The organism is Paraburkholderia sp. D15 (genome assembly GCF_029910215.1).
GTDB lineage: Bacteria > Pseudomonadota > Gammaproteobacteria > Burkholderiales > Burkholderiaceae > Paraburkholderia.
This window is the reverse complement of record NZ_CP110395.1, coordinates 4,287,122-4,308,374: the sequence shown is the minus strand read 5'-3', so window position 1 is coordinate 4,308,374 and position 21,253 is coordinate 4,287,122. Positions and strand designations below refer to the sequence as shown.

The 21,253-nt window shown below is 65.5% G+C and carries 22 protein-coding genes; 17 read left to right on the top strand and 5 right to left on the bottom strand.

What is annotated here, in order from left to right; translation table 11 throughout:
• Positions 1-35: 35 nt before the first annotated feature.
• The 12 genes from LFL96_RS18885 (at position 36) to LFL96_RS18830 (ending at position 13,766) form a co-directional block, all read left to right on the top strand.
• Positions 36-998 carry a CheR family methyltransferase gene (locus LFL96_RS18885; RefSeq protein WP_280996724.1) on the top strand — a complete coding sequence of 321 codons (963 nt, stop codon included), beginning with the start codon at positions 36-38 and terminating at the stop codon, positions 996-998.
• A complete protein-coding gene (cheD, locus tag LFL96_RS18880; protein WP_280996723.1) occupies positions 995-1,810 on the top strand; it encodes a chemoreceptor glutamine deamidase CheD in 816 nt (271 codons plus the stop codon). The genes LFL96_RS18885 and cheD overlap by 4 nt, the downstream gene beginning before the upstream one ends.
• Before the next feature lie 5 nt (positions 1,811-1,815).
• On the top strand, positions 1,816-2,904 hold the full coding sequence (locus LFL96_RS18875; protein WP_280996722.1) for a chemotaxis response regulator protein-glutamate methylesterase: 1,089 nt from the start codon (positions 1,816-1,818) through the stop codon (positions 2,902-2,904).
• Between the two features lie 99 nt (positions 2,905-3,003).
• Positions 3,004-3,399 (top strand): chemotaxis response regulator CheY, encoded by a 396-nt coding sequence (gene cheY / locus LFL96_RS18870; RefSeq protein WP_280996721.1) that lies wholly within the window; start codon positions 3,004-3,006, stop codon positions 3,397-3,399.
• A 1-nt stretch (position 3,400) separates the two neighbouring features.
• Positions 3,401-4,114: a protein phosphatase CheZ gene (gene cheZ, locus LFL96_RS18865; RefSeq protein WP_280996720.1), complete on the top strand. Its 714-nt coding sequence runs from the start codon at positions 3,401-3,403 to the stop codon at positions 4,112-4,114.
• Between the two features lie 289 nt (positions 4,115-4,403).
• The gene (locus tag LFL96_RS18860; protein WP_280996719.1) at positions 4,404-4,961 is read left to right on the top strand and encodes a DUF2844 domain-containing protein; all 558 of its coding nucleotides are present in this window, start codon (positions 4,404-4,406) and stop codon (positions 4,959-4,961) included.
• Between the two features lie 14 nt (positions 4,962-4,975).
• Positions 4,976-6,271 carry a DUF3443 domain-containing protein gene (locus LFL96_RS18855; protein ID WP_280996718.1) on the top strand — a complete coding sequence of 432 codons (1,296 nt, stop codon included), beginning with the start codon at positions 4,976-4,978 and terminating at the stop codon, positions 6,269-6,271.
• A 165-nt stretch (positions 6,272-6,436) separates the two neighbouring features.
• Entirely contained in the window at positions 6,437-7,648 is a 1,212-nt protein-coding gene (gene flhB / locus LFL96_RS18850; RefSeq protein WP_280996717.1) for a flagellar biosynthesis protein FlhB, read from the top strand.
• On the top strand, positions 7,645-9,744 hold the full coding sequence (gene flhA / locus LFL96_RS18845) for a flagellar biosynthesis protein FlhA (RefSeq protein ID WP_280996716.1): 2,100 nt from the start codon (positions 7,645-7,647) through the stop codon (positions 9,742-9,744). Before flhB ends, flhA begins: the two co-directional genes overlap by 4 nt.
• A 339-nt stretch (positions 9,745-10,083) precedes the next feature.
• Positions 10,084-12,141 (top strand): flagellar biosynthesis protein FlhF, encoded by a 2,058-nt coding sequence (gene flhF, locus LFL96_RS18840; RefSeq protein ID WP_280996715.1) that lies wholly within the window; start codon positions 10,084-10,086, stop codon positions 12,139-12,141.
• Positions 12,134-13,003 (top strand): AAA family ATPase, encoded by an 870-nt coding sequence (locus LFL96_RS18835; protein WP_280996714.1) that lies wholly within the window; start codon positions 12,134-12,136, stop codon positions 13,001-13,003. Before flhF ends, LFL96_RS18835 begins: the two co-directional genes overlap by 8 nt.
• 28 nt (positions 13,004-13,031) lie before the next feature.
• Complete coding sequence (locus LFL96_RS18830) at positions 13,032-13,766, top strand: RNA polymerase sigma factor FliA (protein WP_007179960.1); 735 nt, start codon at positions 13,032-13,034, stop codon at positions 13,764-13,766.
• A gap of 111 nt (positions 13,767-13,877) precedes the next feature.
• Here the strand turns inward: LFL96_RS18830 and LFL96_RS18825 are convergent, their stop codons facing one another.
• From LFL96_RS18825 to flgM, 4 genes are all read right to left on the bottom strand, one after another.
• Entirely contained in the window at positions 13,878-14,288 is a 411-nt protein-coding gene (locus LFL96_RS18825) for a type II toxin-antitoxin system HicB family antitoxin (RefSeq protein WP_280996713.1), read from the bottom strand.
• Positions 14,285-14,467, bottom strand: a complete 183-nt coding sequence (locus tag LFL96_RS18820) for a type II toxin-antitoxin system HicA family toxin (RefSeq protein ID WP_280996711.1) — start codon at positions 14,465-14,467, stop codon at positions 14,285-14,287. Before LFL96_RS18820 ends, LFL96_RS18825 begins: the two co-directional genes overlap by 4 nt.
• A gap of 386 nt (positions 14,468-14,853) precedes the next feature.
• Positions 14,854-15,300: a flagellar protein FlgN gene (locus LFL96_RS18815; protein WP_280996710.1), complete on the bottom strand. Its 447-nt coding sequence runs from the start codon at positions 15,298-15,300 to the stop codon at positions 14,854-14,856.
• A gap of 94 nt (positions 15,301-15,394) precedes the next feature.
• Positions 15,395-15,751, bottom strand: coding sequence for a flagellar biosynthesis anti-sigma factor FlgM (gene flgM, locus LFL96_RS18810; RefSeq protein WP_280996709.1), 357 nt, complete (start codon positions 15,749-15,751; stop codon positions 15,395-15,397).
• Between the two features lies 1 nt (position 15,752).
• Here flgM and LFL96_RS18805 point away from each other — a divergent pair, with 1 nt between their 5' ends.
• Complete coding sequence (locus LFL96_RS18805) at positions 15,753-15,905, top strand: hypothetical protein (protein ID WP_280996708.1); 153 nt, start codon at positions 15,753-15,755, stop codon at positions 15,903-15,905.
• Here the strand turns inward: LFL96_RS18805 and flgA are convergent.
• Entirely contained in the window at positions 15,896-17,575 is a 1,680-nt protein-coding gene (gene flgA, locus LFL96_RS18800; protein WP_280996707.1) for a flagellar basal body P-ring formation chaperone FlgA, read from the bottom strand. The two genes, LFL96_RS18805 and flgA, sit on opposite strands and share 10 nt — an antisense overlap.
• Before the next feature lie 217 nt (positions 17,576-17,792).
• Here flgA and flgB point away from each other — a divergent pair, with 217 nt between their 5' ends.
• From flgB to LFL96_RS18780, 4 genes are all read left to right on the top strand, one after another.
• Entirely contained in the window at positions 17,793-18,287 is a 495-nt protein-coding gene (gene flgB / locus LFL96_RS18795; protein ID WP_280996706.1) for a flagellar basal body rod protein FlgB, read from the top strand.
• Positions 18,288-18,503: 216 nt separating this feature from the next.
• Entirely contained in the window at positions 18,504-18,929 is a 426-nt protein-coding gene (flgC, locus tag LFL96_RS18790; RefSeq protein ID WP_012434707.1) for a flagellar basal body rod protein FlgC, read from the top strand.
• 10 nt (positions 18,930-18,939) lie between these two features.
• On the top strand, positions 18,940-19,671 hold the full coding sequence (locus LFL96_RS18785) for a flagellar hook assembly protein FlgD (protein ID WP_280996704.1): 732 nt from the start codon (positions 18,940-18,942) through the stop codon (positions 19,669-19,671).
• Positions 19,672-19,714: 43 nt separating this feature from the next.
• On the top strand, positions 19,715-21,250 hold the full coding sequence (locus LFL96_RS18780; protein ID WP_280996703.1) for a flagellar hook-basal body complex protein: 1,536 nt from the start codon (positions 19,715-19,717) through the stop codon (positions 21,248-21,250).
• Positions 21,251-21,253 lie beyond the last annotated feature (3 nt).

Below are 21,253 nucleotides of genomic sequence, written 5' to 3'. Positions count from 1 at the left end.
AAGCGGGATGGCTCGTATCGCAGGCAGGAACACTCATGATGGCAACGCGCGCACAGCAACGCCCCGAGCGGGCGGAACCGGTTAGATCCGGTGAACAGGGACGGGACTTCGAGTTCACGTCGGCGGACTTCGCTCGCATCCGCGAGCTGATTCATCGCAGCGCGGGCATTTCGCTGTCGGATCACAAACGCGACATGGCCTACAGCCGTCTCGCGCGACGTCTGCGCGCCCGCGGTCTCGATACGTTCAGGCAGTATCTCGATCTGCTCGAAGCGGAGAACGATCCGGCCGAGTGGGAAGCCTTCACCAATGCGCTGACCACCAACCTGACCGCGTTCTTCCGCGAGGCGCATCACTTTCCGATTCTGGCCGAGTTCGTGCCGCGCCGTCCGCAGCCGGTCTCGGTGTGGTGCTCGGCCGCGTCCACCGGCGAGGAGCCGTATTCGATCGCGATGACGCTGATCGAAGCGCTCGGCGACAGCGGTGCGCGCCAGGCGTCGGTGCTCGCCACCGACATTGACACCCAGGTGCTCGCCAAGGCCGCGGCTGGCATGTATCAGTTCGACCAGGTCAAGCATCTGTCGCCCGAGCGGCTGAAGCGGTTCTTTCTGAAGGGCACCGGCGCGCACGCCGGCATGGTCAAGGTGCGCCCGGAAGTGCGCGCGCTCGTGCGCTTCGAACAATTGAACCTGACCGACCGCGATTACCAGTTGCGCACGCAGTTCGACGCGATTTTCTGCCGCAACGTGATGATCTATTTCGACAAGCCGACCCAGGCTCAGGTGCTGGCGCGCTTCGACCCGCTGGTGAAGCCGGGCGGCCTGCTGTTCGCCGGTCATTCGGAAAACTTCACGTACGTCACGCAGGCGTTCAAGCTGCGTGGCCAGACCGTCTATGAACTGACGCGCGACGCGGCCGGCGCACGCACGCCGCAGCCGCAACGCGCGGCAGCGAGCGGCACGACGCCCGCGCGCACGACGAGCGGGGTGACCGCATGAGCAGCCGTCTGCCGATCGCAACCAATCTGTATTACGACAATCACTTCCAGCGCCCCGGCGTGAAGCTGTTGCCGAACGAGTTCTACACCACGCACGAAGACATGGTGCTGGTGACGGTGCTCGGTTCGTGCGTCGCGGCCTGTATTCAGGACCGCACGGCCGGCATCGGCGGGATGAATCACTTCATGCTGCCCGACGACGGCGCGGATGTCGCGCAGGCCGCATCGGATTCGATGCGCTACGGCGCCTACGCGATGGAAGTGCTGATCAACGAACTGATCAAGGCCGGCGGCCGGCGCGAACGCTTCGAGGCGAAGGTGTTCGGCGGCGGCGCGGTGCTGGCCGGCATGACGACGATGAACATCGGCGATCGCAACTCGGAGTTCGTGCGCCGCTACCTGGCGCTCGAAAAGATCCGTATCGTCGCCGAGGACCTGCAGGGCTCGCATCCGCGCAAGGTCGCGTTCATGCCGCGCACCGGTCAGGTGATGGTGAAGAAATTGCGTCTGCAGCAGGAAGCGGGCGTGGCCGAACGCGAGCAGGCGCTCGTGCGGCAAAGCGCGGAAGCCCGAGCGGAGAGACTCGCCGCCGCGCGCAAGCGGGTCGAGCTGTTCTCGAATCCCGCCACGGCCCCGGCGCGGCCGAAAGTCGAACTGTTTTCGTCGACGGGCGCGGCGCGTCCGAAGGTCGAGCTGTTCGGCTCGGCCGCCGGTGGGACCGCCGCGGGCGCGGCCAAACCGCGCGTCGAACTGTTCGGCGCCGCCGCGCGCCCGATTAATTCAAACAACGCCAGAACTACAGAGGAGGCGTGAGCGCTGTGCAAAAGATCAAAGTACTGTGCGTCGACGATTCGGCGCTGATCCGCAGCCTGATGACGGAAATCATCAACGGCCAGCCGGACATGACGGTCGTGGCGACCGCACCCGACCCGCTGGTCGCGCGTGAGCTCATCAAGCAGCACAACCCGGACGTCTTGACGCTCGACGTCGAAATGCCGCGCATGGACGGTCTCGACTTCCTCGAGAAGCTGATGCGTCTGCGGCCCATGCCGGTCGTGATGGTGTCGTCGCTGACCGAGCGCGGCAACGAAATCACGCTGCGCGCGCTGGAACTGGGCGCGGTCGACTTCGTCACCAAGCCGAAGGTCGGCATTCGCGACGGCATGCTCGACTACTCGGAAAAGCTCGCCGACAAGATCCGCGCCGCGGCCCGTGCGCGCGTGCGCCAGGCCGCACCGGTGCAGCACGCGGCAAGCCATGCCGCGCATGCGCCGGTCGGCACCGCGCCGCTTTTCAACAATCCGCTGCTCAGTACCGAGAAGCTGATCATCGTCGGCGCGTCGACGGGCGGCACCGAAGCGATCCGCGAAGTGCTGGTGCCGCTGCCGCCGGATGCGCCTGCCGTGCTGATCGCGCAGCATATGCCGCCGGGCTTCACAAAATCTTTTGCGCAACGCCTCAATGGTTTGTGCCGGATTACCGTTAAAGAGGCAGAGCACGGCGAACGCGTGCTGCCGGGGCATGCGTATATCGCGCCCGGTCACGCTCACCTGTTGCTTGCCCGTAGCGGCGCGAACTATATTGCGCATCTGTCGGACGATCCGCCGGTGAACCGGCATCGCCCGTCCGTGGATGTGCTGTTCCGTTCGGCCGCACAGCACGCGGGCAAGAACGCGGTCGGGGTGATCCTGACCGGGATGGGCCGCGACGGCGCCGCCGGATTGCTGGACATGAAAAAGGCAGGGGCTTATACCCTTGCGCAGGACGAAGCGAGCTGTATCGTGTTCGGCATGCCGCGCGAAGCCATTGCGCTCGGCGCGGCGGACGAAATTGCCTCGTTGCCGGAGATGAGCCGACGCGTGATGGCGCGCCTGTCGTCGATGGGCGATCGCGTGCAACGGGTATGATGCTGGCCGGGTAGAGTGAAGCGGCATTTCGACACACGGTTCGATACGCTGGATCGATCCGATCGGGCGCCGCACCATGGATCAAGCTAAGGGAATGAAATGGATAAGGGAATGAAAATTCTGGTGGTTGACGACTTTCCGACGATGCGCCGGATCGTCCGCAACCTCCTCAAGGAACTCGGCTACTCGAACGTCGACGAGGCGGAAGACGGCCAGGCGGGTCTCGCGCGTCTGCGCGGCGGCAGCTACGAGTTCGTGATCTCCGACTGGAACATGCCGAACCTCGACGGTCTGGCCATGCTCAAGGAAATCCGCGCCGACGCCAACCTGTCGCACCTGCCGGTGCTGATGGTGACGGCCGAATCGAAGAAGGAAAACATCATCGCGGCGGCTCAGGCCGGCGCGAGCGGTTATGTCGTCAAGCCGTTCACGGCCGCGACGCTCGACGAGAAGCTCAACAAGATTCTCGAGAAGATGGCCAAGACCGGGAGCTGATGTGAATCTGCCGACCAATGCGCAAGGCGCCGAAGCGGTCAACGAGAGCGGCGACTTCGCGTCCGACCGCATCCTCGCCCGCATTGGACAACTGACCCGCACGCTGCGCGATTCGATGCGCGAGCTGGGGCTCGACAAGCATGTCGAGCGTGCGGCCGAAGCGGTACCCGACGCTCGCGATCGTCTGAAGTACATCGCGAACATGACCGAACAGGCCGCCGAGCGCGTGCTGGGGTCGATCGACGTCGCGAAGCCGATCCAGGAACAGTTGCAGAAAGATGCCGGCGAACTCGACGCGCGTTGGGAGCAGTGGTACGCGGCGCCGATCGAGCGCGAGGAAGTGCGCGCGCTGATGGACGACACGCGTACGTTTTTGCGCGGTGTGCCGGAGGCGACCACCGCCACCAATTCGCAGCTGATGGAAATCATGCTGGCGCAGGACTTCCAGGATCTGACCGGCCAGGTCATCAAGAAGATCACGGACGTCGTGTACCTGATCGAGCAGCAACTGCTTGGCGTGCTGGTCGAAAACATCGCGCTCGAACGGCGCGAGCAGTTCGCGGCCAACGCGGCGGCGCTGGCGGCTTCGGACATTTCTCCGACCGGCAGCCCGGAGCATCTGCTGAACGGTCCGCAGATCAATCCGGAAGGCAAGACCGACGTGGTGCAGGATCAGTCGCAGGTCGACGATCTGCTGGCCAGCCTCGGCTTCTAGTCTCGGCTGACGGCGGGGCGCCCGGCAAGCGGCGTCCGGCCGAACCAGCGCGCATCGCGAAACGGTGAGTGCGCGGGCCCTCGAGCCCGCTTTCTGTCGAGCGACACAAACCACAGGCATACTACGAGCTCAAGCAGCGGCACGGCTGCCCGGTGAAAACAGTCGCCGGGCGGTGGCAAGCTGAGGAGAAACCCTCCCGCTTGCCGCGAAGGCGGTGCCGTATGATCTGCATACACGCGGCCGGTTGCACCTCGTGCAAACCGCGCGGCAGCTCGGGAGGAGCCTCGTCATGTGGAGTCGTGTACGCCGCGCCGGGATCGTTACGGCGCTCATCTTGCCCAGTTCGCTGTTCGTCGTGCCGTCCGCCCATGCGGGTCTGGGCGGCGCCCCAATGACCCCGCCGGCCGATGCCTCGGTCACCTCCCGCACCGTCCAGCCAGTCGGCGGCGCCGCGCAAAGCGTGATGCGCGCGGCCTCGGGTGCTTCCTCTTCTTCCTCGTCCTCCTCCTCCGCTTCGTCGGCTTCCGGCTCGTACACCGTGCGCGATACCACGCTCGGCAACGGCACGGTGGTCCACGAATATCTCGCGTCCGACGGCACGGTATTCGGCATCGCGTGGCGCGGCCCGCAGATGCCCGATTTGAACGACATGCTCGGTAGTTATTTCCCGCAATACGTGGCGGGCGTGAAAACCGCGAAGGCCGCGCGCGGCGGCGCGCGGGGCCCAGTGACGGTCGACCGGAACGGACTCGTGGTCCATTCCGGCGGCCACATGGGCGCGTTCAACGGCCAGGCATGGCTGACCCCGGCGTTGCCTGCCGGCGTCAGCGGTTCCGACATCCAGTGATAGCGAGGACGACGATGCGAACCATGCGTAGTGCTGTGCAGCTCAAGAGCTGGGGGCAGGCCGTCGCGGCGGCGATGCTGATGTCGGTGCTCGTCGCGTGCGGCGGCGGAGGCGGAGGGGGGGGCGATGGCGGTAACAGCGGCAATTCCGCGCTGAACGGCGGCTCGCTGCCGGCCAGTCCGACCCAGCAGCCGATTGCCGTGGGTGCGGCGAATACCGCGCAGATCACGGTGGGCGCCGGAACGAACGGCGTCGCCAATATTCCGACGGTCAGCGTGACGATCTGCGCGCCGGGCTCCGCGACCAACTGCCAGACCATCCCGAATATTCAGGTGGACACCGCGTCGTTCGGCTTGCGGCTGGTCAGCTCGGTGATCAATCCGTCGTTGCTCGGCGTGTTGCCGGTCAGTTCGGTGGCCGCGGGCCAGCTTGCCGAGTGCGCGACCTTCGCCGATGGCTACACGTGGGGCTCGGTGCGGACCGCGACCGTCTCGATTGGCGGCGAAACAACGACGAGCGCGATTCCGCTGCAGATCATCGGCGACATGGCCGCCAGCACGGTGCCCTCGCGCGGTTGCAGCGGATCGGCGGAAAACACCGTCAGCGATCTCGGTGCGAACGGCATTCTCGGCATCGGCACCGCGCTCAACGACTGCGGCACGACCTGCTCGACAGGGTCGACGGCGGCGATCTACAGCAATTACTACGCATGTCCCGGCGGCGCCTCCTGCTCGCGCGCCACGGTGCCGCTCAACCAGCAGGTGGCGAATCCGGTGGCGAACTTCGCGGGCGACAACAACGGCGTGATCGTGCAATTGCCGCCGGTGGGCAATACCGGCAATGCGTCGGTGACGGGTACGCTGGTGTTCGGCATCAACACCCAGACCAACAACCCGCTGGCTGCCTCGCAGTCCTTCACCACCGACGGTTACGGCGACCTGAACAGCAGTGTGTTCAACGGCTCGACGGTGCAGGCGTTCCTCGATTCGGGCTCGAACGCGTACTTTTTCGCGGATTCGTCGATCACACAGTGCAGCGGCAACCTGCAGGGCTTTTACTGCCCGTCGGCCGCGCAGACCCGTTCAGTGACGCTCGGCGGCAACAACAGTACGCGGGCGCTGGCCAGCATCGGCATCCTGAATGCGTCGACGCTGTTCAACACCAGCAACTACGCGTTCAACGACCTCGCCGGGCAGCTCAGCGGCAATAGCTCGTTCGACCTCGGCTTGCCGTTCTTCTACGGGCGCTACGTGTATTACGGCTTCGACCGGTCCGCGACCGGCGGCCAGACGCCGTTCGTGGCGTTCTGACCGGAAAGTGCCGCGGGCAGGGCGGCGGCGTGTGCCGCCGCCCTGTTCCATCCCTCGAAATACCCCCCTTTCTCCGCCCTTATCCGTCGATCGGCGCTTGCGTCGAGCGGGAATAATCGCTCTCACTGGAAAGAGGCGCCGTGCCTCGGCCGACTGGAGAGCTTTGTGGCAGAGGACAGCGACCTCGAAAAAACCGAATCAGCCACTCCCCGGCGCCTGCAGAAGGCGCGCGAGGAAGGGCAGATCGTGCGTTCGCGGGAACTGTCGACCTTCGCCCTGCTGGCGGCGGGGTTCTTCGGCGTGTGGGGCATGTCCAGCAGCATCGGCGAACATTTGCAGGGCATGCTGCGCACCGCCTTCACGTTCAATCACGCGAGCGTTTTCGAAACGCGGAAGATGATGAGCGGCGCGGGCGTGGCGAGCCGCGAAGGGCTTTACGCGCTGCTGCCCGTGCTGGCGTTCACCGGCCTCGCCGCGCTGCTCGCGCCGATGGCGCTGGGCGGCTGGCAGCTGTCCGCCAAGGGCCTCGAACCCAAATTCAACCGGCTCAATCCGATCGAAGGGCTCGGCAAGATCTTCTCGATCAATGGTCCGATCCAGCTCGGCATGTCGCTCGCGAAGACGCTGGTGGTGGGCATCATCGGCGGGACGACGATGTGGAATCGCCGCGAAGACGTGCTCGCGCTGGCGACCCAGCCGCTGCCACTCGCGCTGGCCAACTCCGCGCATCTGATCGCCGTGTGCTGCGGCATGACGGTCGCCGGCATGTTCGTGGTCGCCGCGATGGACGTGCCGTACCAGCTCTGGCAGTTCCACAAGAAATTGCGCATGACGAAGGAAGAAGTGAAGCGCGAGCATCGCGAGAGCGAAGGCGATCCGCACGTCAAGGGCCGGATTCGCCAGCAGCAGCGCGCGATCGCCCGCCGCCGCATGATGACCAATGTGCCGAAGGCCGACGTGGTGGTCACCAACCCGACGCACTTCGCGGTCGCGCTGCAATACGCGGATGGCGAGATGCGCGCGCCGAAGGTGGTCGCCAAGGGCGTGAACCTGGTGGCCGCGCGGATTCGCGAGATCGCCGCCGAAAACAACGTGCCGTTGCTGGAAGCGCCGCCGCTCGCGCGGGCGCTGTATCACAACGTCGAGCTGAACCGCGAGATTCCGGGGCCGTTGTACGGCGCGGTCGCGGAAGTGCTCGCGTGGGTGTATCAGCTGCGGCGTTTCAACACCGAAGGCGGCACCACGCCGGTCGCACCGACCGACCTGGACGTGCCGCCCGAGCTCGACAAGGGCGGCGTGGCGGACGACGAAGCCGCCCAGGAAGCCGCCGACACTCTCAACCCCGCTAACGACGACGCTTCAGGAGCCTCCGCATGAACGCACGCGCCGGTTTCCTCGCTCGACGGCCGGATGCCTTGAGCAGCACCAATTTGCGCGCCCTCGCCGGGCCGGTGCTGATCTGCATGATCCTCGGCATGATGATTCTGCCGTTGCCGCCGTTCCTGCTGGACCTGCTGTTCACCTTCAACATCGCGCTGTCCGTGATGGTGCTGCTCGTCAGCATGTACACGATGAAGCCGCTCGACTTCGCCGCGTTCCCCAGCGTGCTGCTGTTCTCGACGCTGCTGCGGCTGTCGCTGAACGTGGCATCGACGCGGGTCGTGCTGCTCGAAGGCCATACCGGCCCCGACGCCGCGGGTCAGGTGATCGAGTCGTTCGGTCACTTCCTCGTGGGTGGCAACTTCGCGGTCGGTATCGTCGTCTTCATCATCCTGATGGTCATCAACTTCATGGTGATCACCAAGGGCGCGGGGCGGATCGCGGAAGTGTCCGCGCGCTTCACGCTCGACGCGATGCCCGGCAAGCAGATGGCGATCGACGCCGATCTGAACGCTGGCCTCATCAACGAAGAGCAGGCCAGAAAGCGCCGCTCGGAAGTGTCGCAGGAAGCCGAGTTCTACGGTTCCATGGACGGCGCGAGCAAGTTCGTGCGCGGCGATGCGATCGCCGGTTTGCTGATCATGGTGATCAACATTCTCGGCGGACTGATCGTCGGGATGGTTCAGCACGGTATGGACTTCGCGTCGGCGGGCAAGAACTACACGCTGCTGACCATCGGTGACGGTCTGGTCGCGCAGATTCCGTCGCTGGTGATTTCGACGGCGGCCGGCGTGATCGTGTCGCGCGTGGCGACCAACGAGGACATCGGCACCCAGCTCACGGGCCAGTTGTTCACGAATCCGCGCGTGCTGGTGATCACCGGCTGCATTCTGGTGCTGATGGGCCTGATTCCGGGCATGCCGCACTTCGCGTTTCTGATTCTCGGCGGCGGCCTGATCCAGCTCGGCCGCACGATGAAGAAGCGCGCCGAGGACCGCAAGAACACCACCGCGCTGGTCGACGTCGCGCCGGCCGCGATGACGCCGGTCGAGAACACCGAAGCCAGCTGGGACGACGTGACGATGATCGACACGCTCGGCCTCGAAGTCGGTTACCGGTTGATTCCGCTGGTCGACAAGAATACCGACGGCGAACTGCTGAAGCGGATCAAGAGCATCCGCAAGAAGTTCGCGCAGGAAATCGGCTTTTTGCCGCCGGTCATTCATATCCGCGACAACCTCGAACTGCGGCCGAACGGTTACCGGATCGCGCTGAAGGGCGTGGAAGTGGGCGTCGGCGAAGCGTATCCGGGGCAGTGGCTGGCGATCAATCCCGGCCAGGTGTCGGCGGCGCTGCCGGGCACGCCCACCACGGACCCGGCGTTCGGTTTGCCGGCGATCTGGATCGACACGAATCTGCGCGAGCAGGCGCAGGTGTACGGCTACACGGTGGTCGATTCGAGCACCGTGGTGGCGACTCACCTGAACCACCTCGTGGTCACGCATGCGTCGGAACTGCTCGGCCGCCGCGAAGTGCAGGCGCTGCTGGAGCGGATGCAGAAAGACACGCCGTCGCTGGTCGACGATCTGGTGCCGAAGTCGTTGCCGCTCACCACGCTGCAGAAGGTGTTGCAGAACCTGCTGGAAGAAGGCGTGCCGATCCGCGACATGCGCACGATTCTCGAAGCGCTGTCCGAACACGCACCGAAGATCACCGACGCGCACGATCTCACCGCCGCCGTGCGGCTCGCGCTGGGTCGCGCGATCACCCAGCAGTGGTTCCCGGGTACCGGCGACATGCAGGTGATGGGACTCGACTCGAACCTCGAACGGGTGTTGTCGCAGGCGTTGTCCACGGGTTCCAATCCGGGGCTGGAGCCGGGGCTCGCGCATACGCTGCTGACGGAGACGCAGAAGGCGATGACGCGTCAGCAGAACATCGGGCTGGCGCCGGTGCTGCTGGTACAGCACGCGTTGCGGCCGATGCTCGCGCGCTTCCTGCGGCGCAGCCTGCCGCAGTTGAAGGTGCTGTCGTACGCGGAAGTGCCGGATACGCGCAATATCAAGGTGGTGAATCTGATCGGGGCGCATTGAGGCGCTTCAGCTTGCCTCGAAGGTTTCGTACGACCGGCGCTCATAGAGCGCCGGTTTTCATTTCGGCGCCTGACCTGACCTGACCTGACTTGTCACTTCGCGTTGCGGGCGGCGTGTCCGGTACGTGAGCGTACCCGCGAGCGCGCTGTCTCCCACCGCTCGACGCCCCTTTTTAAACCGCCGTGCGGGCGACTTGCGGCACGTTTCCATCGGCCGAATTACCCCCCTTTAACAGGCTTTATCCATCGATCGTCGCTCGACGGGTTTCGCAATAATGATCTCAATGGGAAGCGGTATGTTGCCGGTCCGTTAGTCCGTTTACCTCATCGGGGGTCCAGCTTGAACATTCGTAAATATGTCGGTGCTACCAGTCGTGATGCGCTGCGTCTCGTACGCGAAGCCTTGGGCGCGGACGCGGTCGTACTGTCCAATCGCACGATGGACGACGGTAGCGTCGAAATCGTCGCCTTGGCCGACAGCGACCTGGCTGCCATCGCGCCGAAAGCGCCGCGCGGCGGCGTCGCCGCGCAGCAGGCAGGCGCGATGAATGGCCCGGCTGGGCATCCCGCGCTGAGCGCGCCGCGCACGGCCCCCGGTGCTTTGTCGGGTGCGAATCCTTATGCGAGCGGCATGCCGGACGTGTTCTCGTCGGTGTTCGGCGCGAGCCCGGAAGCGGGCCTGGAGAACGGCGGCGGCCACGCCATCGGCCCGTACTCGACCGATGACGACGCCTTGAGCGACGACCTCGACGCGATGCCGGCTCCGGCCGCCAGCCATGCGGCTGCGAACCCGACGGCACATCCCGCATTGAAGCAAACGGCAAAGCCCGCGCAAGCCGCCGCGCCGAAAGCCGCGCTGCCTGGCGCCCACGGCAACCATGGCGCGCACGCTTCGCAACCGGCCGCCGCGCCGGCCAAGTCCGCGCCGGTCACGTTGCCGCAGCCCGGCACCGCCGAATCGTCGAGCGCGCGCGCCGCGGCCGCGCGCCTGAACCAGGACATTCGCGCCGATCTGCTGAAGGCTGCCGGCGTGCCGCCGGCGCCCGTCGCGCCGATCGCCGACGCACACACGCCGCGTACGATGGCCGAATCGAATCCCTGGCTGATCGATCACGCGCGCCGTATCGCCGCCGAACAGCAGGAAGAAGGGGCTTACAGCGCCCGCCCCGCGACGATGACGCCGGCTGCCGCGATGGCCAAGGGCCTCGGCTCCACGGTCGAAGCGGGCTATGCCGGCCACCCGGCCGCGAGCGCCGCCGCCGCGCAAACCATCGACACCCCGGAGTGGGCGCGCGAAGCCGCGCAACTCGCCGCGCGCCGCGCCGCGCAGAAAATCTCGCCGGCCTTCGCGTCGAGCGACGACGCCCGCACCCCGGCCGCCGTCGCCGAAGCGATCAAGGCGCGCATGGAGCAGGTCGTCAACGACACGGTGATGAACGAACTGTCGTCGATGCGCGGCATGATGGAAGAACACTTCGCCGGTTTGCTGTGGGGCGACCGTCAACGTCGCAGCCCGGCGCGCGCCGCGCTGACCAAGCATCTGTTCGCCGCCGGATTCTCCGCGCAGCTCGTGCAGATGATGGTCGACAACCTGCCTGACGACGTCGACAGCATGGACGGCGGCATGGACTGGGTGCGCTCGGTGCTCGCATCGAACCTGCCGGTGATGGAAGACGAAGACGCGCTGATGGAGCGTGGCGGCGTGTTCGCGCTGATGGGTCCGACCGGCGTCGGCAAGACCACCACCACCGCCAAGCTCGCCGCGCGCTGCGTGATGCGCTTCGGCGCCAGCAAGGTCGCGCTGCTCACCACCGACAGCTACCGGATCGGCGGTCACGAACAGCTGCGCATCTTCGGCAAGATTCTCGGCGTGTCGGTGCACGCAGTGAAGGACGGCGCCGACCTGCAGCTCGCGCTCTCCGAATTGCGCAACAAACACATCGTGCTTATCGACACGATCGGCATGAGCCAGCGCGACCGTCTGGTTTCCGACCAGATCGCGATGCTGTGCCGTGCCGGTCAGCCGGTGCAGCGCCTGCTGCTGCTCAACGCGACCAGCCATGGCGATACGCTCAACGAAGTCGTGCAGGCCTATCAGCGCGCGCCGGATCAACAGCCGCTCGCCGGCTGCATTCTGACCAAGCTCGACGAAGCCACCAATCTGGGCGGCGTGCTCGACACCGTGATCCGCTACAAGCTGCCGGTGCATTACGTGTCGACCGGTCAGAAGGTGCCGGAGAACCTGTACGTCGCAACGAAGAAATTCCTGATCAAGAGCGCGTTCTGCATTCCGCGCGACCACTCGCCGTTCGTGCCGCACGACGACGATATTCCGGGTTTGCTGTCCGCGATGTCCGCACGCTCGACCGCCGAACTCCACGAGGTCCGCTTTGGATAAGCTCATCTCCGATCAGGCAGAAGGACTGCGGCGCCTGCTGGCGCGTAGCGGCTCGCGCGTGATTGCGGTGACGGGCGGCTCGACCGGGGCAGGCTGTACGACGACGGTGGTGAACCTCGCCGCGGCGCTCGCGCAGCAAGGCAAGGACGTATTGGTGATCGACGAGTGCCTCGGCGAACTGTCGGTGTGCACGATGCTCGGCGGCTTGCGTGGCGCCGGCAATTTCGCCGCGGTGATGCGCGGCGAGATGACGCTCGACGATGCCGCCGCGCGCCACGCGCTAGGTTTCTCGGTGCTGGCGGCGTCGCGACTGAATCGCGAAGGCCATTCGCCCGCGCAGCTCGGCGTGGTGTTGCACGGTTCGGCGGACGTGGTGCTGATCGATGCGCAGCTCGACCAGCAAGGTCACCTGTCGCCGCTCGCGAAACAGGCGCACGACGTGTTGATCGTCACGCGCATGGTCGCGCAGGCGATCACCGAGGCGTACGCCTGCATGAAGCGCCTGCACTACGCCCACGCGCTCGCGCAGTTCCGCGTGCTGGTGAATCACGTGCAGAGCGTGAGCGACGCGCATACCGCGTTCGCCAACCTGGCCGGCGTGGCCGGGCGTTACCTGACGGTGGCGCTGGAAGACGCCGGTTGCATTGCCGCGGATACGCGGATGGCGCGGGCACTGGAGTTGTCGCGTTGTGTCGTCGATGCGTTCCCGTCGACACCGGCTGCGCGCGATTTCCGTCACCTCGCCGCCGAATTGCAGTACTGGCCGATGCGGCCAGCGATGTCGTCGCAAACGCCATGGATGGCGCCTGCGACAGTTACAGCGGCGCAACACGCCGACCAACCGTCTGCGCAGCACGCCTGAGAGGCGGCACAAGGACAAGGGGAGCACGATGTATAACGCTCAGGGAAAGATTTCCCAAGCCGACGTTCTGACGAAGTACGCGCCGCTCGTGCGCCGACTCGGCTTGCAGCTCGTCGCCAAGATGCCGGCGAGCGTCGATCTCGACGATCTGATTCAGGCCGGCATGATCGGCCTGCTGGACGCAGCGAGCCGTTACAAGGAAGACCAGGGCGCGCAGTTCGAGACCTACGCCAGCCAGCGGATTCGCGGCGCGATGCTCGACGAGCTGCGCAGCAACGACTGGTTGCCGCGTAGCCTGCGGCGTACCTCGCGCGAAGTCGAAACGGCGGTGCACAAGGTCGAACAGAACCTGGGCCGCTCGGCAAGCGAAACGGAAATCGCCGAGCACCTGCAGATGCCGCTCGACGAGTATCAGTCGATGCTCCAGGATCTGCACGGCAGCCAGTTGATCTACTACGAAGACTTCGACCGTTCGGCGGACGACGAGCCGTTCCTCGACCGCTACTGCGTCGATCATTCGGACCCGCTGTCCGCGTTGCTCGACGACAGCCTGCGCTCGGCGCTGGTGGAGGCGATCGACCGTTTGCCGGAACGCGAAAAGCTGCTGATGTCGCTGTACTACGAACGTGGGATGAACCTGCGCGAAATCGGCGCGGTGATGGAAGTCAGCGAATCGCGGGTGTGTCAGCTGCACAGCCAGGCGGTGGCGCGGTTGCGTACCCGTCTGCGCGAAATGGCCTGGGCGAATGCCGAGGCGACCTGAGGCAATCTGAGTTGGGTTGAGGTCGACAGAAAGTTAACTGAGAGTCAACTGAGAGTCGGCCACGCGCCAGCAGGGAATGAACTGAGGCCGACCGACCCCGGCCGGCCTGTTTCAAGCCGCGACCATCTCCCGTTCCGCGGCCAACGCCAGAAATGCCGAGCGCGACATACCGCGCGTTTGCGCGTAGCTGTCGATATCCTGGATCAGCACCTCGGGCAGCGAGATGTTGATACGCACCGACTTCTTCAGCGCGGGAATATTCCGCGTCACGACAAATCCCCATACGAAGCCCGCGTAGTCGGGATTGCGGCGATGCTCGTCGAGCTTGCCCGCCTGCGGAAGCGGCATACCTTCGTCGAGCAGCGTGTCCAGATGCGATTCGATCGCCGCTTTCACATTCTCGTAAGCCTCTTCCAGCGTATCGCCGGCCGCGAAGCAGCCGGGAATATCCGGCACCACGACGCCAAACGCGTGTTGCTTGTCGCCCGCTTCGATGGCGATCGGGAAAATCAGGTTTTTCATTTCAAGCCCGCCTGTTTCAGGATGCTGTTCAAGGTGCCCGGCGGCAAATCCTTCTTGGGGTGGGGGATGGTCACGAGACCACCCTTCAATGGATGCCGGAAATGGCGATGGCTGCCCGAAATCCGGACCAGATTCCAGCCTTCCGCCTGAATCAATTTGACGACCTGGGCGCTGTTCATGAATCACTCTCCGCATAATACACACGATTACACAACCTCGCTAGTGGGTAGCATCCGCCCTGGCCGTCCGGATTCGCGTCGAAGCGCGGAACGGAGGGCGGCGAACCTTCAGTGGGGGGGAGCCATGATTTTCAACGCGCCGGACGGCTCTACGCCACCTGGCCGAATGGCTAACGCTTGCTGGGCAAGGCGTGCAGGGCGGTCGGGAGAGATGCTGCGGGGATGCGGAAAACAGAAAGGGCTCGTCGAACGACGAGCCCTTGGGGAAGACAATGGTTTAGCGTTGTTGGCGCTGGGCTTTCAGCAGCGCTTCAGAAGAAAACCCGAAGAAAACGCATCGGCGGCGCGCCGGCGACGAACCGGCGCGCGTCACAGCCACAGCGGCATCACACCGCAGGTTGCGACGGAATCCGCCCATCCGGGCCGTAGAAGTTGGTCTTTTTCGGCACTTCGACCTGCAACGCGGCGAGGGCTCGCTGGTTGTAGTCCATCCGCACGCGGATCAGTTCGCCGTTGCTCGTATTGAAGCGGCGCGCGCGCTCGGCGGCTTTCTGCAACAGCGACCATTGTTCGGCGACGCGCGCGTCGGCGCTGGCCGCGAGTTCCATGCCGGACCAGCCGCCAGGCAGGCCCATCTCGGCGAGCTGTGCGTCGCGCTCGGCTTCGAGCCGGGCGAGCACGCCGATCAGTTCGGTTTTCTGTTCGACGATCGGCGGAAGCAACTCCAGCGGCGACAAGGCGGTCAGTGCCTTGGTCTCGAGCGTCAGGATCGAGGCGAACGCCTCGACAGCCGAATATTCTTCGGCGAGGGTGGCAAGCAGGGCGTCTTTCATCTCAACAACTCGCTGAACACGACGGCTCGCGCTAGCTTCGCGAGCCGGGTTTGTCGAACGCCGCCCGGCAATTCACCGTACTTCGATGTGTCGATCAGTTGCCGGTCGACGAGGTTTTGCTTTGCAACAGGTCGCGTGCGGTGTTCAGCACGCCGTCGGCGATCTTGCCGGAGTCGATGGTCAGCGTGCCGTCCTTGATGGCCTGCTTGATCGACTCGACGTGCGCCGTGTCGATGTCCGCCGAACCGGACGCCGCCAGGCTGCGCAGATGCTGCGACAGACCCGACAGGCTGACGCTCGCGTCGCCCGACGTGCTGCCGGTGGTGGATTGCGCGGCCGTGCCGGCGCTCTGGGCGTTGCTGTTCGCGCTCGTCGCGTCGCTTTGTTGCGAACGGGAGAGGGCGTCTTTCAACGTCGGCAGATTCGAATTGGTTGTGGAATCGACTTTCACGATGGGCTTCCTGAACGATTTGATTCTGATAACGGCAAGCGTTGATCAAAACTTTAGCGCAATCGCTCCAGGTTTTGCCTTGCTCTTCAAGACGATCCGGCCCTTTGGCGGGATCGTTCCGGCCGGCGCCACGCGCCTGCCGGTTCATAGCTGAATCTCCACCGTCGACCCGTCCTTGACGATGCCGGAAATGATCTGGCCGTTGGCCGTGCGGACCTTGACCTGCTGGCCGGGCGACGCGTTGTTCATCGCGCTGCCTTCGGCCGAAATCGCGAAGCCGGCCCCCGCGGCGACGACCCGTACCGTCTGTCCGATCGACACCGCCGACGCGCTCTTCAGCATGTCGCAGCGCAGCGGCATGCCGCCGGCCACGCGCATCAGCGTGACCGAACCGATGGCTTCCGATGGGTCCGTGATGATCGCTTGCGGCAAGCCGGTCAGGTCGCCGTCCCGGGCGACGAGGTCGGCGGCGCTCAGCACTTCGCCCGGCGCCATCGCGCGGGCGGCGAGATAGTAGGTGGCGTGCAGCGAGATGCGCGCTTGCAGGTAGATGGTCCACGGCCGTTCGCCCGCGCAGCGCACGCCGACCGTCGTGCGGCCCCACAGGCGCGCGCCGCTCGGCATGAACGGTTCGAGCGCGGTGCAGGCCGCGAGGCCGCGCGGGAAGGCCTGCGCGACGGTGATGTCGACCTTGCCGGGCAAGCCCGTTGATTGTTGTTGCAGAAACGCGAGTGCCGCGCCGCGGATCGCTTCCGCATCCTGCTGGCCGGGCAGCGGCGCGGGTTGCGGGACGGCGGCGGGGCGCAGATTCTGTTGCGCGAGCGCCGGAGCGAGCGGCCGGTTGGGGGATGAACGGGCGGGCGTCGCAAGTGTTGACGCTGTGGCTGCGGTTGCGGCTGCGGCTGCGGTAGAAACGGGCGGAATCGCCGAGGCCGGCACCGCCGTCGCTATGCCGTTCGAAGCGGGTGTCGCGCCGGCAAACTGCGCGGCGCTAGTGACAGGCCGCGCGATCGGCCGGGCCGCGACGGGCTTGCCGTTCGCGCCCAGTTGCGGCGGCTCGCCGCGCGAAGCGAGACTGTCGAAGCCACCGTTGGCGGACGCGTCGCTGGCGATGCCGGCGACGCCGCTGGCGCTGACGTTGGGATTAAGCGCGTTTCTAGCGCCGATGCCGATGCCGACGCCGGCATTGCCAGCTGCACTACCGACAGGCGCATTCGCCATCACCGGCTGCACACCCACGGCCGGCCGGACCGCCGGCGTGACCACCACCGGCACGGCCTGACGCTGTCCCGGCACGACGTTGACGCCAGCCGCTCCCGCTTGCGTATTCGCCGCGGGAATCGTCACCACGCCGTTCGCGTCCGGTTTGAAATTCGTGCGGATCATCTGCGGCGCGGCCGATGCCGGCTCGCCCGCACCCGGAATCACGATCGAACCGCTCGCATTGGCGGCACGCGTGAACTCGTCGGTGTTGCGCGACACGGGACCGGGCGCCATCGACTGCGCGGTCGCCGCCGCGAGTGTCGCCGGCGAACCCGCGCGCTTCGCCGGCGCGGCCTGCATCTGTTGCGCGAGATCCGCGAGCGCGGCGGGATTCTTTTCGCCGGGACCGGGAATCACGATCGGCCCGTCGGCGTCCTGCGCGGAAGCGGCGGGCGTAACCAGCAGCACGCCGGCCGACAGACACAGCGCCGACCCCGCCAGCCACCGTGCGAACCGTGCCGATGAGATGGCGGACATCGCCAGCCGGCGTGGCATGCCCGCACCCACGCGATGCGCCGCGCGGTTCGCGCAGGGCGTCGGATCGAAGGTGGGCTGGTCCATCGCGGTTCTCCATCGAATGCATCGGTACGCTTTGCATTCTAGTGAGCGCCCCCTTTGCGCAAACGTTGAATAGAAGCCCCCTTTCCCGGTTATTCGTCCGATTGCTCCTTGCGCCCCGCCCATAAGATGCACTTCATGCAAAAAGGCCTTCCCGCCTCGTGCAGTCCTCACGCGAGGCTGCGGTGGGAAGCCTCGGGAACGTTCTCCGGAGATTTCAATGCTGGACAAACTCGATGCCGAATTCGCCTTTGGCCGCCAGGCGCTCGATGTGCGCGCCTATCGCCAGGAGCTGCTGTCGTCGAACATCGCCAACGCCGATACCCCCGGGTACAAGGCACGCGACGTCGACTTCGCTTCGTCGCTGGCCGGCGCGCTGAAGAAGAGCGACGGCGCCACCGGCACCGCCGCGTCGAACAACTCGACGCTCGCGATGACGCAGCCCGCGGGCGTGACGAGCGGCATGTCGATGGTCTCGACCGCGCCCGGCCACATGCCGGGCAAATCGACGCTGACGCCGACCGGCGGCGCGTCGGACGACTACGGCAATCTGCAGTACCGCATTCCGACGCAGCCCGCGCTCGACGGCAATACGGTCGACATCGACACCGAGCGGGTGCAGTTCGCGGACAACACGCTGCATTTCGAATCGGGCATGACGGTGCTGTCGAATCAGATCAAGACCATGCTGTCGGCCATTCAGTCGGGCTCGTAATAACCGGCGCGATAGCAAGACATCGCATCGCTGCCGGCAGCAGGTCAGTCATAGACACGCAGGCAGACACAGATACAGCAGTACGCAGGAACAAATCGCTACGGGAATCGACGTCGCCGCCGGATCGCACCGGCGGCAACCGAGAAACAGGTCACAGGGGATTCGGGCAGGCGCGAGAAGCGCCGGCCCGGGTCGACAGGAAAGGAGTGAGGAAACATGCCATCCCTGATGAATATTTTTGGCGTCGCGGGTTCCGCGATGTCCGCGCAATCGCAGCGGCTTAACGTGACGGCGTCGAACCTCGCCAACGCGGACAGCACGACCGGCCCCGACGGCCAGCCGTACAAGGCCAAGCAGGTCGTGTTCGCGGTGAGCCCGCTCGGCGGCGCACGCACCGCGTCGGGCCAGCAGGTCGGCGGCGTGCAGGTCACCGGCGTGGTCGACGACCCGACGCCGATGAAGACGGCCTACGACCCGGGCAACCCGGCCGCCAATTCGGACGGCTACGTCACGTTGCCCAACGTCGACCCGGTGCAGGAAATGGTCAACATGATTTCGGCCTCGCGTTCCTACCAGGCCAACGTCGAGACCCTGAACACCGCCAAGACACTGATGCTGAAAACGCTCACGATCGGAACCTGAGGAGAGCTCCTTGACCACCAACACCTCTATCGGCAGCAACGGCACGACTGTCTCGCAGACGTTGCTCGATACCATGAACGGCACGGGCAAGAGCTCGAGCGCGTCGGGCGCGACCAGCTCGACGAGTTCGAGCAGCAGCACGTCCGCCAGCAGCCTGCAGCAGACCTTCCTGCAACTGCTCGTCGCGCAGTTGCAGAACCAGGACCCGACCAACCCGATGGACAGCTCGCAGATGACCTCGCAGCTGGCGCAGATCAACACGGTGTCGGGTATCAGCCAGCTGAACACCACCCTGAGCTCGCTCGCCACGCAGATGTCGGCGGGCCAGCAGTCGCAAGCCGCGCTGCTGATCGGTTCGACCGTGCTCGCCCCGGGCAATACGACCACGGTCGCGAGCGGCAAGGCCACCTCGTTCGGCGTGCAGCTCGCCAACTCGGTGAGCGACCTGCAGGTGGTCATCAAGAATTCGGCAGGGCAGATCGTCAGCACGGTCGACCTCGGCAAGCAGTCGGCCGGCACGGTGCCGGTGGGCTGGACGCCGACCGACTCCGCCGGCAACGCGCTGCCGGACGGCACGTACACGATCAGCGCGGTCGGCACGATCAACGGCCAGCAGGCGACCGCGACCACGTTGTCGAGCGCGACGGTGCAAAGCGTCGTCATGCAGGCAAGCGGTACGCCGGGTCTCGTGCTGTCGAACGGCACGACCGTCGGGCTGACCAACGTCGCCGCCATCCTCTGATTCAGATTCAGTCAGTTACGACTTTCCAGATACGGAGACCGTCATGGGTTACCAACAAGGTTTGAGTGGTTTGTCCGCGTCGTCGAGCGACCTCGACGTGATCGGCAACAACATCGCCAACGCGAACACCGTTGGCTTCAAGAGCGGCGCGGCGCAGTTCGCCGACATGTACGCGAATTCGGTGGCGACCGCCGTGGGCAATCAGGTCGGTATCGGCACGAAGCTCGCCGAAGTGCAGCAGCAGTTCTCGCAAGGCACGATCACCAGCACCAACCAGGCGCTGGACGTCGCGATCAACGGCAACGGCTTCTTCCAGCTGTCGAACAACGGCTCGCTGGTGTACTCGCGCAACGGCGTGTTCCAGCTCGACAAGAACGGCTTCATCACCAACGCGCAAGGTCTGCAACTGATGGGCTACGGCGCGAACGCGCAAGGCATCATCAACACCGCGCAGACCGTGCCGCTGAGCGTGCCGACCGCGAACATCGCGCCGCAGGCGACCACCAAGATCGTCGCCGGCCTGAACCTGAACGCGCAGGACGCGCTGATGCTCGGCACGCCGACCGTCGTTCCCGCGCTCCAGACCGGCAGCACGCTGAGCACGCCGGGCGCGACGATCACGAACACGGCGTCGGGCACCAACAACGACAAGTACACGGTCAACTTCACGAGCGCGACCACCTACACGGTGACCGACAACACGCTCGGCACGACCACCGCGCCCGCGACGTACACCGCCGGCCAGGCCGTGTCGCTCGGCAACGGCCAGACCATCACGCTGAACGGCACGCCGGTCAGCGGCGACAGCATGACGATTTCGCCGACGCCGATCGCCTTCAACCAGAACAGCTCGTCGACGTACAACTACTCGACCAGCACGACGGTGTACGACTCGCTCGGCGGCTCGCAGACCGTCAACATGTACTTCGCCAAGACGTCGGCGGGCGTGTGGAACGTGTACGCGGGCACCTCGACCGGCACGGCCAACCTGGTCGGTCAGGCGAACTTCAACTCGTCGGGCACGTTGCTGAACACGACCCAGGTCAACACCCCGCTGACGAATCCGCCGACGTTCACCGCGACCACCACGCCGTACGTCTACAACTTCAGCATTCCGACCACCGACGGTTCGTCGACGCCGCAGAACCTGACGCTGAACATCGGCGGCACGACCCAGTACGGCGGCAAGGACGGCGTGAACTCGCTGCAGCCCGACGGCTACGCAGCCGGCACGCTGACCAGCTTCACGATCGGCGCCGACGGCACGCTGACCGGCAACTACTCGAACCAGCAAACGGCGGCGCTCGGCCAGATCGCGCTGGCGAACTTCTCGAACCAGAACGGCCTGGTGAACCTCGGCAACAACGAATTCCAGCAGACCTCGGCTTCGGGCGTCGCGCAGATTTCGGCGCCGGGCTCGACCAACCACGGCGTGCTGCAAGGCGGCGCGGTGGAAAACTCGAACGTCGATCTGACGAGCGAACTGGTGAACCTGATTACCGCGCAACGCAACTATCAAGCGAACGCGCAGACGATCAAGACCCAGCAGACCGTCGACCAGACCCTGATCAACCTGTAAGCG